At 51.1% G+C, this 14,023-nt stretch carries 12 protein-coding genes; all 12 read right to left on the bottom strand.

The features are described from left to right. Window positions 1-62: 62 nt before the first annotated feature. Complete coding sequence (gene galE / locus A3714_RS12105) at window positions 63-1,076, bottom strand: UDP-glucose 4-epimerase GalE (protein WP_063509084.1); 1,014 nt, start codon at window positions 1,074-1,076, stop codon at window positions 63-65. 155 nt (window positions 1,077-1,231) lie between these two features. Continuing rightward, window positions 1,232-2,602 carry a phosphomannomutase/phosphoglucomutase gene (locus A3714_RS12100; protein WP_063509085.1) on the bottom strand — a complete coding sequence of 457 codons (1,371 nt, stop codon included), beginning with the start codon at window positions 2,600-2,602 and terminating at the stop codon, window positions 1,232-1,234. Between the two features lie 223 nt (window positions 2,603-2,825). Further along, complete coding sequence (gene rfbB / locus A3714_RS12095; RefSeq protein ID WP_063525834.1) at window positions 2,826-3,914, bottom strand: dTDP-glucose 4,6-dehydratase; 1,089 nt, start codon at window positions 3,912-3,914, stop codon at window positions 2,826-2,828. 475 nt (window positions 3,915-4,389) lie between these two features. Next, complete coding sequence (gene pgi, locus A3714_RS12090) at window positions 4,390-6,030, bottom strand: glucose-6-phosphate isomerase (protein ID WP_063509141.1); 1,641 nt, start codon at window positions 6,028-6,030, stop codon at window positions 4,390-4,392. Window positions 6,031-6,032: 2 nt separating this feature from the next. Continuing rightward, complete coding sequence (locus tag A3714_RS12085; RefSeq protein ID WP_063509142.1) at window positions 6,033-7,313, bottom strand: nucleotide sugar dehydrogenase; 1,281 nt, start codon at window positions 7,311-7,313, stop codon at window positions 6,033-6,035. 353 nt (window positions 7,314-7,666) lie between these two features. Further along, window positions 7,667-8,545 (bottom strand): UTP--glucose-1-phosphate uridylyltransferase GalU, encoded by an 879-nt coding sequence (gene galU / locus A3714_RS12080; RefSeq protein WP_063509143.1) that lies wholly within the window; start codon window positions 8,543-8,545, stop codon window positions 7,667-7,669. Then, the gene (locus tag A3714_RS12075; RefSeq protein ID WP_063509144.1) at window positions 8,538-8,906 is read right to left on the bottom strand and encodes a VanZ family protein; all 369 of its coding nucleotides are present in this window, start codon (window positions 8,904-8,906) and stop codon (window positions 8,538-8,540) included. Before A3714_RS12075 ends, galU begins: the two co-directional genes overlap by 8 nt. Then, window positions 8,906-10,072 (bottom strand): nucleotide sugar dehydrogenase, encoded by a 1,167-nt coding sequence (locus tag A3714_RS12070; protein ID WP_063509145.1) that lies wholly within the window; start codon window positions 10,070-10,072, stop codon window positions 8,906-8,908. Before A3714_RS12070 ends, A3714_RS12075 begins: the two co-directional genes overlap by 1 nt. A gap of 55 nt (window positions 10,073-10,127) precedes the next feature. Continuing rightward, window positions 10,128-11,420 carry an oligosaccharide flippase family protein gene (locus tag A3714_RS12065; RefSeq protein ID WP_197463415.1) on the bottom strand — a complete coding sequence of 431 codons (1,293 nt, stop codon included), beginning with the start codon at window positions 11,418-11,420 and terminating at the stop codon, window positions 10,128-10,130. A 20-nt stretch (window positions 11,421-11,440) separates the two neighbouring features. Beyond that, window positions 11,441-12,733 carry an O-antigen ligase gene (locus A3714_RS12060; RefSeq protein WP_063527044.1) on the bottom strand — a complete coding sequence of 431 codons (1,293 nt, stop codon included), beginning with the start codon at window positions 12,731-12,733 and terminating at the stop codon, window positions 11,441-11,443. Next, window positions 12,726-13,433 carry a WecB/TagA/CpsF family glycosyltransferase gene (locus tag A3714_RS12055; protein ID WP_063509153.1) on the bottom strand — a complete coding sequence of 236 codons (708 nt, stop codon included), beginning with the start codon at window positions 13,431-13,433 and terminating at the stop codon, window positions 12,726-12,728. The genes A3714_RS12060 and A3714_RS12055 overlap by 8 nt, the downstream gene beginning before the upstream one ends. Next, a partial coding sequence (locus A3714_RS12050; RefSeq protein ID WP_156493866.1) for a sulfotransferase domain-containing protein occupies window positions 13,430-14,023 on the bottom strand: 594 nt, incomplete at its 5' end. The genes A3714_RS12050 and A3714_RS12055, both read right to left, overlap by 4 nt.

The raw sequence follows: 14,023 nt of genomic DNA, 5'->3' as shown, positions 1-14,023 counted from the left end.
CTTCCGGTATTCAGATGTTAGGCACAACTACGCCATCATGGCATTTGAGGAGTCCGACAGTATCAGGCATACCCATCTGGGTTCTGATGCTGCCAGCGCCAATGATCCGCACACATCGCCTCAATACCGCGCTTGGCTTTCCACCCCAACACTTTCTCGGCAAAGGCGGGATCGGCATAGCAACTCGCCACATCCCCCGGTCGACGCTCAACAATGCTATAGGCAACTTCTCGCCCGGAAGCGGCGGAAAAGGCATTTACCATCTCCAGCACGCTGTAACCGCGCCCGGTACCAAGATTGGTTGTTACCAGGCCTCCCTTTGCTTCAAGCGCCTCCATCGCAGCCAGATGCCCCTCGGCCAGGTCCATCACGTGAATATAATCCCTGACTCCGGTGCCATCCTTGGTAGGGTAGTCTCCACCAAACACATTCAGCTTTTCCCGTTTCCCTACCGCCACCTGCGCAATGAACGGCATAAGGTTATTCGGAATGCCATTGGGGTCTTCCCCGATTTCACCGCTTTCATGTGCCCCGGCAGGATTGAAATAGCGAAGCAGTGCAAGCCGCCAGGAGTCATCACTCTGATACAGATCGCGGAGCATATCTTCGATATGCAGTTTGGTCGCACCGTAGGGATTGGTGGCACTGAGAGGGAAATCTTCACGGATAGGCACACTGGACGGATCGCCGTAAACAGTCGCCGAGGAACTGAATACCAGGGTCTGCACACCTGCGTTGTCCATGGCTTCAAGTAACCGAAGGGTACCGGTGACATTGCAGTCGTAATACCGCAGTGGCTGTGCAACGGACTCCCCCACCGCCTTGAGACCCGCAAAATGAATCACTGACGCAATATCATTCTCGCTGAACAGCTGCTTCAAACAATCACTATCGCGGATGTCGCCTTCCATAAATGTCAGCGACTTGCCTGTCAGCCGCTCCACCCTGTTAAGGCTTTCCCGACTGCTGTTACTCAGATTATCGAGGACAACCACTGAATAACCGGCTTCCAGCAAAAGCAAAACCGTATGTGAACCGATATAGCCGGCACCGCCGGTGACCAATACAGATGACATAATTCCTCCTGGAAGTTATCGCCAAGCGAAAATCGCTTCCGCTTACTTGGCCTTCTTCAAAACGGCTGCCGCGCGCAACGCAACACATTCAAGGGTAACCAAACTGCAGAGAGCCCCAAATGGGGCCCTCTGCTTGAGAAAATGCATGCACATTGCTATGCAGATGCCATGGCCTCTTCCACATTCTTCTCGAACAGGCCACGAATTCGCGCCAGGGCGTCTTCATTCTCGGCCTCGTAGCGCAACACCAGCTTGGGCGACGTGTTGGACGCCCGGCACAGGCCCCAGCCATCCGCATAGTCCATACGAATGCCATCAATAACGCGGCGCTCGCCCTCGCCGAAGTCCGCATTGTTCTGCAGATATTCCACGATACGGAATTTGTTCTCGTCCGTCACATTGATATTGATTTCCGGGGTGGTGCAAAGCACCGGGTAGCGGCCGAATAGTGCCTCCGCCCCCCCATCCGTCCGGCTGATGATACCCAGAATCCTGGCAGCGGCCACCAGCGCATCATCGAAGCCGAACCAGTCTTCTCCCAGGAAAATATGACCGCTCATTTCGCCAGCCAGCAAGGCCCCGGTCTCTTTCATACGTGCCTTGATCAATGAATGACCGGTTTGCCACATCTCCGGCTCGCCACCGGCTTCACGAATCACGTCAAACAACGTCCCTGTGCACTTCACATCGAAAATCACCTTGGCACCCGGATGACGGCTCACCAAGTCTTCAGCAAGGGCCATCAACAGGATGTCCGGGTAGACCACCTCCCCGGCGGGTGTCACCACCCCTACCCTGTCACCATCACCGTCGAAAGCCAGGCCAAGATCTGCCTCCTCTTCCTTCACCTTAGAAATCAGGTCCTGAAGGTTTTTCAGGTCGCCCGGATCCGGGTGATGATTGGGGAAGGTACCATCCACCTCGGTAAACAGCGGTACTACCTGGCAACCCAGTGCAGCCAGCGCCTGCGGAGCCTGAACGCCGGCGATACCGTTTCCGCAATCCACCACGACTTTCAGCGGCCTGGCCAGTGTATGCCGGCTCAGGAAAGTTTTCTCGTACAGGGCAAGAATCTCCTGCTCCCGGTAGCCACCCTCACCCTCAGCGAAGTGTCCCGCCTCAATGCGCTCACGCAGAGCCTGAATCGCATCCCCGGACAGTGTGGTGCCATTGATCACGATCTTGAAACCGTTGTAATTGCCCGGGTTATGGCTCCCGGTCAGCATCACCCCGGAGTTCAATCCCTCGATATGATAAGTGGCGAAGTACAGCGCAGGCGTCGGCACCATCCCTACGTTCACCACATGGCACCCGGTAGAACGGATACCATCGCTCAGCGCCTGCAGCAATGCCGGTCCCGACAGGCGGCCATCCCGGGCCAGGGCAATACTGTCCTGGCCTTGAGCCAACACCTCGGAACCGATGCTGCGCCCTACCAGGTAAGCCGTATCGTCAGTGAGAGTTTCGTTATAGATACCGCGAATGTCATAGGCCCGAAAAATCGAGGCGGGTACAGAGTGACTCATATCCTTTCCATTCTTTCCGTGAGTGAATTGCACAACTTGTCTTCAGACGATTCAGATTGCTCCAGGGTCCGACTGTCCTCAGGGATAATCCGGCTCCACCAACCTGGCCTGTTACAGGCTCGCTGGCGAAGCGAATTGGCGGGCAAAAAGCGCTTCGCCTTGCAAGCAAGGCTCCAACAGCAGGTTCTGAAGCTCCAACGGTCAGCAGCAGTTTGACTCCCTATTATTCACCGGCAGATGACACACTGATCTCTCTGCGATAGCGCCAGCCACCGTTGCCATCTCTTTCCCAGCGGTCGAGATTGGCCAGGTACCAGGCCAACGTTTTCTGCAATCCCTCCTGGAAGCCCTCCACCGGCTGCCAGTCCAACGCATCCCGCGCCCGGCGGGCATCCATGGCATAGCGGAAATCATGACCGGGCCGATCCGCCACGCGCTGAATCAAGGATAAATACCCCGGCCCACCGGCCTGACGCGCGACCGCTGTTTGTGGGGCCAGCACTTCCAATTGCTCGCACACGGCCTCGACCACCTGCAGGTTACGCCGTTCGACACCACCGGCCAGATTATAACTCTGACCTGGCTCGCCCTGTTCCAGAATCCGCAAAAGTCCCTCCGCATGGTCATCCACGAAGAGCCAGTCCCGCACCTGCTGGCCATCTCCGTAAACCGGCAGTGGCAGCCCGTGCAGCGCATTCAAGGTCATTAGCGGAATCAGCTTTTCCGGGAACTGGTAAGGGCCGTAATTATTCGCGCTATGGGAAACCAGGATGGGCAGGCCATAAGTGCGATACCAGGCACGGACCAGGTGATCGGCTCCGGCCTTGGTCGCCGCGTAGGGAGAGTTCGGGCTATAGGGCGCATCCTCAACCGTGGCGGCTTGCCCTTCGGCAATCTCCCCAAAGACTTCATCGGTGGAAACCTGCAAGAACCGAAACCGGGATCGCCGGGCTGGTTCCAGGCCGGCCCAATAGGCTCGGGCAACCTCAAGGAGAGTAAAAGTCCCCACCAGATTGGTCTGTACAAACCCGGCCGGGCCTCCGATGGACCGGTCCACATGGCTCTCTGCCGCTGCATGTATCACAGCATCCGGGCGATGGGTTTCGAACACGGCTTCCAGGGCAGGTCGGTCACAGATATTCACTGGCTCGAATGCATAGCTCGCCAAATCCGACACCGAGTCCAGTGCCGACGGGCACGCCGCATAGGTCAGGGCATCCACATTGACGACCTGAAAGGTTTCAGACGCCAATAACCTGCGCACCAGGGCAGACCCGATAAATCCCGCCCCGCCCGTAACCAGTACCTTCATATCAATGTTCGCTTTCTGCCTTATTCGAGCCATGCTCGCATGGCGACGTCACTCCTACCATCGGGGCTTCGCTTTGCAAGCAAAGCACCAACGGATAATCCGGGCTGAGTTCCCCCCGTTAGCGCCTTGCTCGCATACCGGCGTCGTTTGCCTCAGTGAGAGCTAGTCCCGCCATGGAAGCCGCCAGGGCACGGTCAGCGCTGCCGGTGAAAACGCAGGGTATGGGCAGCCCCGCGTAAAACTGGCGCAGTGCAGCACATAAGGAAAAGGCCCATACGGGCCTGATAGTGGACAATCCAAGATGCCTTAGCGGTCAACTCACCACACCGATCACCGCGCCCATCCGGCCCCTCGGAGGGGAATAGCCTTTCGCTTTGCGAGCAAAGCTCCAACGGATAATCCCGGAGCTTCCGTGCCACCCCAAACCGTTGGAGCCTTGCTCGCAAGGCGAAGACCAAGAGCACTCAGCCAGCGATCAGGAATCCTTGAACGAACCGATATGCCGTGCCAAAGCCATGGATGACGCATCCAGGCCGGATGCCGCTTCCGGCTCGGCCAGAACCTCCAGCATATCCGTGGCAATCAACTTGCCCATTTCCACGCCCCACTGATCGAACGGGTTAATCCCCCAGATCACCGCCTGCACAAACACCTTGTGCTCATACATGGCCAGCAGTGCGCCAAGAGTGCGCGGCGACAACTCGTCCAGCACTAGAGTCGTGCTGGGCTGATTGCCCCGATAACGCTTGTAAGAGGGTAACGCCAATTTCGGATCCAGCGCGCGCTCACCCAGGGCAAGCAACCGCGATTGGGCCAAACAGTTGGCATTGGACAACCGGTGCTGGGCCTCAAGCTCAGCCGCAGAATCAAAATGCATGGCTTCCGTATAACGGCGTGCCGTCATCAGAAACTCACAGGCCACCGGCTTGGTGCCCTGATGCAATAGCTGGAAAAACGCATGCTGGGCATTCGGGCCCACCTCGCCCCAGATGACCGGGCAGGTATGGTAATCCAGAGGCTTGCCCGCTCGGCAGACGGATTTGCCGTTGGACTCCATTTCCAACTGCTCCAGATAGGCGGGCAGATGCTTCAGTCGACCGTCATAGGGCAACACGGCCCGGGCCGTGATATCAAGAAAGTTGATATTCCATACATCCATCAACCCCAGCATCACCGGAATATTTTCTTCCCAGGGGCGGGTCCGGAAGTGCTCATCCATGGCATGGGCGCCAGCCAGCATGTCACGAAATGCTTTCATGCCCACTGTCAGAGCAATGGGCATGCCGATGGCTGACCACAGGGAATAGCGTCCACCCACCCATTCCCAGAAAAGCAGTTGGTTCTTTTCCAGAATGCCCCAGTCCGTCATACGCTGGGCATTAGCCGAAATACCGATAAAGTGGCAGCGCATCATGGCTTCACTTTCACCACCCAAACCACGCGCCAGCCAGCAACGGGCCGTGTTGGCATTATGCAGGGTGTCCACCGTGGTAAACGACTTGGAAGAAACCAGAATCAGGGTAGTACGAGGGTTAAGGTCACGAAGAATCTGGGAAATCTGACTGCCATCCATGGACGATGCGAAATGCAGTCTTGGGCGCGCCTGACCTTCTGGCGGCAAACAGGATTCCAGAGAGAACGCCGCCATCAAAGGACCCAGCTCAGAGCCACCCACTCCCACATTCACCACATCGGTAATGGCATCGCCCATACAGCCACGCCAGTGACCGGACATGATTCGGTCTACCATTGCGCCCATGGCATCGAGCTGTTCATGGACGTCGTCCTGCCCCGGGCCCTGCGGGCTCCGCAAGCGCCAGTGCATGGCGGGACGTTTTTCGGTGCAATTCACGTCCTGACCACCGAACAGGCAATCCACCCAGTGGGCCAACTGACGCTCGTCGGCCAGTTTCAGCAACAAATCCCGGGTGCCGGCAGACACACGCTGCTTGCTGTAATCGGCCAGCAAACCACAATCCTTCAGACTGAAACGCTCGAAACGTTTTTCATCCGCCTCAAACCAGTCTGCGAGATGCCTTTGCTTTTCCTTCACGGCGCGCATGGCAAGCTGGCTCCATGCGTTACTGATGGTAAGAACGTCCTGTTCCGGCACCATGGTTATCTCCCTATACCTTCGTACACAAGCCCCTGCCCTCTGACAAAATCCGGATCATAGATATTCCGGCCATCCAGAATCAACGGCTCACGCATCGTCAATTTCAAACGCGCCCAGTCCGGGCTCCAATAACGTTTCCACTCAGTGACCAGCATCAGGGCATCGGCATTTTCCGTGGCCACGTAAGGGTCATGATTAACCTCAACCGTCCCCTTACCTTCCGCCCAGCGAGCCAACTCCGGAATCCCTTGCGGGTCATGAATAGCCACTTGCACATCTTGTGCCCAAAGCGCCTGTATCACCTTCAGAGCCGGACTATTATCTACCCGATGGGTGCCTGGTTTAAAGGAAACTCCCCAAATTGCCACCTTTTTACCGGCCACATTACCACTAAAGTACCGCCAGAACTTCCTGAATAGCACTTCCTTCTGACGCTCATTGATACGAAGCACCTGATCCAACAAGCCCGGTTCCGGGTCCTTCTCGCGTAACGCCTCTGCCAGAGTCAGCACATTGCGGCTCAATCCCGGCCCGCCAAACCCGCAACCCGGGTATAAATAGGCATCACCAATGCGCGGGTCGGCCCCCAGCGCCTGGCGGACCACATTAATATCCACACCCAATGATTCAGATAAATGGGCCATGTCATTCATATAGCTGATCCGGGTCGCCAGGATCCCGCTGATGGCCAGCTTGGCAAATTCCGCTTCGCGCAGCGTCATTACCCGAATCACATCACGGCGCCGGTTAAAGGGGCGAAACAGCTCGTGCACCAGCACCTCGGCCGCCTTGCTCTCGCAGCCAAGCAAAATATTATCCGGCCGGGTAAAGTTGTCGTAGGCGTTACCTTCCTGCAGGGTATCCGGCATGGCCACCAGCTCAGTCGGGCTACCGGCATCCTGCAGCACCTTGCGCAATGCTTCCGACACACCCACCGGCCCCATGGACTGATTCACCAGCAGTTCACAGCCCGGCTTATGCCCATGCAACGCCACAATCCGCTTGGCCTGCGCCTCATTACCCGGGTGTAGCGCCAGGAAAACCACCTGCGCATCTGCCACTTCCCCGGCATCTTCAAGCAGCCGGTATTTCAGCCGGCCGGAACGGCGCTGATCATCCAGCAGAAAGCGCAGCCCCTGCTCCTTGTATAATGCCGCCCCCTGCTCAAGCGCCGTCCAGGCACCCTGCGTCGTCACATACCAGTTCACCTGGTGCCCGGTCTGCGCCATCGCCGTCGCCGTTACCTGAGCACACAGGGTGTCTCCATACACATTCAAAAGCATCTGCAAACCTGCATTATCGTTATCAAGCCAAGGAGCCTCTTAAAAACCTTCAACACTCTGATTATCCTGTGGGAAGCGATGCTGGCATCGCGAATAACGGCGTTCCCGCCGGCACTTTCGCAATGCAATCACCGCGTCCCATAGCAGATAAGACGGTTTGGAAAGACTCCAAAGCCTGGTATTTCCCGTACACCGCGGAGCGCATTCGCCTTGCAAGCAAAGCTCCAACAACTTTACGCACTATTGAAGCGTTGCTCCCACTTTACCTGCCGTTGGAGCCTTGCTTGCAAGGCGAATACGCCTGGAAGACGAGCAAACGCCCCTTCATCCCAAGAGCAAAGCGAAATCGGATACTACCCCGCCGCCGCCTTCATCATCGCCCGAGCCGCTTCACCCAACTCCGGGTGCTTGGCCGCATAATGAAAAATGGCCTGCAAATAACCAGCCTTACTACCACAATCAAAGGTCTTGCCCTGCATGGAATAGGCTTCCACGGGCTGGCGCTCCATCAGAGTCGCAATGGCATCGGTCAACTGGATCTCATTACCGGCGCCAGGCGGCGTCTCCGCCAGAATCGCCATAATCTCGGCGGGCAAGATATACCGCCCCACCACAGACAACCGCGATGGCGCTTCATTCACCGGCGGCTTTTCTACCACACCCGTCATCGGCGCTGACTCGCCCTTTGCAGGTGCGCCACCTTCCAGGGCAACAATCCCGTACTGGTCTACCCGCTCGGCAGGCACTTCCTCTACCATGATTTGCGCAGTGCCTTTCTCATCAAAGCGGCGGACCATAGCGGCAAGATCTTCCTCGCAGTCGTCGCAATCCACCAGCACATCCGGTAACAGCACCGCAAAAGGTTCGTTACCCACAACAGGACGAGCACAAGCAACCGCATGCCCCAGGCCCAGGGCCTTGTGCTGACGCACGGCAATCACACTCACATCCGCCGGCAGAATATCGCGCACTTCCGCGAGAAGCTTGTCTTTACCCTTGGCTTCAAGCTGCTGCTCCAGCTCGTACTGGGTATCGAAATAATCCTCAATGGCACTCTTGGCCGAATGTGTCACCAGGATAATTTCCTTGATGCCCGCTCGAACTGCCTCTTTCACCACGTACTCAAGGGCAGGCCGATCCACCACCGGCAACAACTCCTTGGGGATCGCCTTCGAGGCTGGCAACATCCGTGAACCAAAACCTGCAACCGGCAAGACTGCTTTCTTAACCATAATGACCACGCTCGAAATATCGGTAAATGTACACAACACAAACACCGGTCAACACACCGGCGATATCCAGCCCCAGATCCACCCAAGTCGACGACCGCCCGGGCACCCAGAGCTGAAAAATTTCAATTAATCCCCCCAGGCCAGCAGTGACACCAGCCGCTAACCAGACTCTGCGACCAGCCAAGGCCAGAAAAAAAACGCAAGCAGCACTGAGCAAGTAATGCGCCGCAGGCTCAATATTGCCCAGTGAGAACAAGACCTTCACATCATCCCTGGCGGAGCCGGGCAAAACGCCGCCGATGCAAAAAAGGACTAAAAGTAAGGCACAAGCGAAAGCGGCCTGGCGCCGGCTAATCCACATTAATCACTGCCGAACAGATCGCGGGTGTAAACCTTTTCGGCATAAGGTTTCAACGCATCGACCATACGGTTGGAAATGATCACATCGCAAGATTGCACAAAAGTGTCAAAGTCACGTATTACCGTGGAGTTGAAGAAAGTGTCGTCCTCCAAGGCAGGCTCATACACCACCACCTCGACCCCCTTGGCCTTGATGCGCTTCATAATGCCCTGGACGGATGAAGCACGGAAATTATCCGACCCCGCCTTCATGATCAAGCGGTATACCCCCACTCTTTGCGGGTTGCGCTTAAGGATATCCTCCGCTATGAAGTCCTTGCGGGTGCGATTGGCATCCACAATGGCCTGGATCATGTTGTTGGGCACGTCTTGGTAATTGGCCAGAAGTTGCTTGGTATCCTTGGGGAGGCAATAGCCTCCGTAACCAAAGGACGGGTTGTTGTAGTGGCCGCCAATTCGCGGGTCCAGGCACACACCCTCGATAATCTGGCGGGTATCCAAACCATAATGGGCCGCATAGCTATCCAGCTCATTGAAGTAAGCCACCCGCATGGCGAGGTAAGTATTGGCGAATAATTTGATTGCCTCCGCCTCGGTAGGACTGGTAAACACTACGGGGACGTCTTCCCTGATCGCCCCTTCTTTTAGAAGCTCTGCAAAGGTACGAGCCTCCTCACTGTGATCACCAACAATGATCCGCGAGGGATAAAGGTTATCGTATAAAGCCTTGCCTTCACGCAGAAACTCTGGGGAAAACACAATTCGGTCGGTATTAAAGCGTTCACGTAATGACTGGGTAAACCCCACAGGTACCGTAGACTTGATAACGATGGTAGCCTCAGGGTTGATTGCCAGCACGTCCGTAACGACCGCCTCCACCGAGCGGGTATTGAAGTAATTGGTCTCCGGATCGTAATCCGTGGGGGTCGCCACGACGACAAAATCCGCACCGGCAAAGGCAGCCTTCTTGTCTGTGGTCGCAGTGAGATCAAGGTCACGGCAATCCAGATACTCCTGGATCACTGAATCCTCAATTGGAGACTGCCACTGGCTCAACTGGGCCACCTTCTCCTCATCAATATCCAACGCCACAACAGAATGATGTTGGGCCAATAAAATCGCATTGGAAAGTCCAACATAGCCCGTTCCTGCAATAGCAATTTTCATTGAAAACCTCTCAACTCAATTGCTCCCCCGGATCTCAAAAAAATAAAGCTCATATCTATTTCCATATTAGCAATGTATTAAAACCAAGCCTCTTCTTAACAAAATAAACCGCAAAAAGATTTTGCCCAGCGACACAAATCGCAGTAGCCACCGCGCTCCCAGTTCCGCCATAAAATACTGTAAGAAGAACACCAAGAAAAACACAGAAGGGAGCACTTAAGAGAAGTATATTACGAACATCCCTCTCATACCCCGACATCATAAGCAAATACGTCACGGAACCAGTAATCACATTAACAAATTGCCCAAGAACAAGGATTCGTAGGTAAATGCTTCCAGAAGAAAACTCTTCACCGAAGAAACCCATAATAAATTCTGGAAAAACCAGCATAATTGCTACTATTGGCATTGCAGCAACTATCGTCAATTTAACTGACAAAACAGCCACTCTACGCAGACCCGCTATATCATTCATGCTGTATAGCAAAGCAAATTTAGGCGCCACCACCAGATTAATTGCCACCAAAACGAAACTTGTAAGCATGGCGGTTCTCTGGGCAACCGCCAATTGTGCCACCTGATCAGGCTCTATATAAACACCCGCAATAAATTGCCCCGACCATTGAATAACCTGATTCATTATTATTACAACCCAAAGAGGCTTCGCAGTCTTCCAAATATCACTGAACGGCAAAGAATTAACTGTAGAGAATTTACTGCAACCACTAGCCAGCAATATAGAGAACCCCAGCAGCATCGTAATAAAAGTCGACAATGAATAGAAATACGCAGCGTCAGCCGCACTTTCGACTGAAAAACCAATACAAAAAACCGCCAAAATAAAACTCGAGGATATATTTAAAACAAACACCGACCCCACGATTTTTCTTTGGCCCTGGAGGCTCATGGAAATCAAGCTATAAATAGAAAAAAATAAAATACTTGGAGCAATATTTATCAAGACAGACTGAATATCAGGCTTAGAGAAAAAATCCACTGATAAAATTCGAGAAAATAGCAGTACACACAGAAAAACAAACACGGAAAAGCATCCAGAAAAAAATATGCTTTTCCAGAACACAGAGCTCACAACTCCCCATTGCTGAACCGGAGCAGCAGAAGATGTGATCTTGAGTATTACATTACTAAACCCGCAACGAGAAATAGTGCCAAGGAAAACGGCTATAGCAAACGCGAGAAAGAAGTAACCAGACTCCTCTACCCCAAGCATTCGGCCAACCACCAAATTCATAAAGAAAACCGAAAGCGCCCCAACCAAACGTACCGACAAAGCAAGCAGAGCCCCTAAAGTCAATACTTTTGCTTCACCTCTATTTTCAGAAGCCACTAGCATAATCCATATTCAAATCACACTCTCCCCCGGTGTTCATTGATGGAGGAGTCTCTTTGGAACCGATTTGTACTTGGAGCATAAACCACTAAAAATATATAATTAACAACAAGAACAGTTAACAAATGATCCCACCACCAAACATCAAAGGCTTCTCTTATCAAAAAAGCAAACAAGAATATGCTAAAAGATGTGTAGTGCTTACTGATTACAGCACCTCCTGTCTTTATTGCCATTGAAAGATTATTAATTCCCGCCTTCACAAGATAGAGAATGAATGCAACATATATAAGCAAACCTATAACCCCATGTTGGTACAACATAGCGATGTAAGAACTATGTGTTCCAGCAGAGAATCGTTGAGAGCTCCCCTCTAGCGGAGTGGAATTCCCCCAACCAACCCAAAAATGTTTTGAAAAATTCTCAATAGAATAAGCATATATCTTAAAGCGTGTACCTGAAGACTCAGAACGGGACTCAACAAATAAATTTTCAAAATAATCAACCAGATAATCCGAAAAGAAAATCATAAGCGCAATAAAAACAAAAAATGAAAACGAAAGGATCAAGAAAATATTTTTTGCCTTCCCCCGCATAAAAACCGGATTCAAAATCAAAGCATACACAAGCATGGAAAGGACAAAAGCAAGAAGACCAAGCCTAGAACCTGTGGCAAGAATCATTAAAAAAATAAGAATTAAAGAAAAGAATCGAAATGAAGATTTTCTTATCGATACCACAAATGGTGACAATAAAATCAAAGCCATGCACGAACTACTAAAAGAAACCATCGGCCCAGAAAACCTATTCGCAGCATCCTCGTAATCATTAAAAAGGGCCCCAAATGATTGGCTCGACAAACTTTGCAAAAAATACGAATCGCCACTATTTGGGATTATAAAGGAGGCTAGCGTCCGCATCTGAAAAGTAGGAAAAGCCATGTAAACAAAAAAAGAAAACAAAAAGAACAAGAATAAAAATAAAGAATAACCTCGCATTACTTCATAAATATAAAAGTAGCCTTTCTCTTTGTATACCAAGTACACAAAATTATAATACATTCCAGCCATTAAAAAAGTGGACATGAATTTTAGCCAAAGGCCAAAATTGGTATATGTAATAATTGAGGTAAGACACCAAGCAGCTATAGCAAAAAACCATAGAGAGGATCGCGATAATGTAAGGCTTTTATTTTTCAATGAAGCAAAAAGATAAAGTCCTGCAAGAAAGGGTAAAAGCAAAACCTGTTCAAGCCCGGCAACCCAAAGCACCAAAACCAAAACTACAGGGATAAAGTTCGTCTTACGCATCCTTTCCCCATAACTTCTTTAGCAACAAGATTAAATAATGCTGATAATCAATAAAATATCGCCGAAAAAGCCTTCTCGGCTCTTTGTATATTCTGTAAACAAACCGAATATTAAACTTATCAATCCAAACTGGGTAATAATTATCTGAAGCAACTTTTTGATCAAGAAACCCACCGCAAGTAAAAATTACGGAGCGACAGCCTGCCTCTCGAATCTTCACACCAAGAATCTCTTGTCTAGGAGCCCCCATACCAAGAATGACAACATCAGGCTGGGCATTTTTTATTGCCGAAACTATGCAATAATCCTCACTATAGCCGTGCATCAAAGCAAAAATATTTAGGCCCGGAAAATCATTTTTAATTTTTTCCTCAAACCTTTCAACAACACCGGGGTATCCACCAACTACAGCCACCTGATACCCTCTTTTTTCAGCCAAAGAAAACACCTTTGGCGCAAGAGAAGTATCATCGAAGCTATATCTTGTTATTTTATCTCCAAGCATCTTCGCACCAAGAACAACGCCAATTCCATCAGCCAATATATAATCATGTTTTTCAAGGGCTCTTGCATACGAATAATCATTCAAAAGTTTAAAACAACCGGGATTAACAAATGTAACAACTTTTGGGCCACCTCTAAAAAAATCATCCGCCTGGATGTTCGCGCAAATTTTTACCCCTAAATGATCAATTATCATAAATTAATGCCTATCCTAGAAAGGAATGCATATTCTTCCTGATAATATTTTTTCACTTTATCGATAGTGCTGTCAGACAAAAACTTCTCGCTCTTTTCGAAATTGATAAACTTATATATTTTGATGAAATAATTTCTCCAAGAACCTTTTGGAAGAACCGAAGAAATCCACCTAACCATCTTGTGTACTTTTTTATTTTTAACTTCCACAGTTTTATTTTTAACCGCAAAAGAAAATGTGCTATAAAAACTTGGATCAATCGACAACCAGCCGGATATATCTTTCATCAGAGATGCTGGGTTGTCATTAATTTCCGAGAAAGATAGCACTTTTATTTTTTCGCCAAGGGCCAACCAAGCAGGAAGATACTCACTATACTTGGAATGTTTAACCCCATAATCAAATAATTCATGCCCTGTAGAAAGCCCATTATCCTTTGAGAGCTCAAAGTATTCCAAGAATGAAATAGAGCTACCTTCTATATAATTATTATTTGAAAAGTATTTATAGGTAGAATAAAGCCTATCGACAGGATCTCTAACAACCACTAAAATCTTTGCGTCTGGGATCAAAGAAATCACATCTAAAAC

This window comes from Alcanivorax sp. HI0007, assembly GCF_001635525.1.
In the GTDB taxonomy this organism is placed as follows: domain Bacteria; phylum Pseudomonadota; class Gammaproteobacteria; order Pseudomonadales; family Alcanivoracaceae; genus Alcanivorax.
Note: the sequence above shows the minus strand (reverse complement) of the source record. Positions and strands in the feature narration are given on the sequence as shown.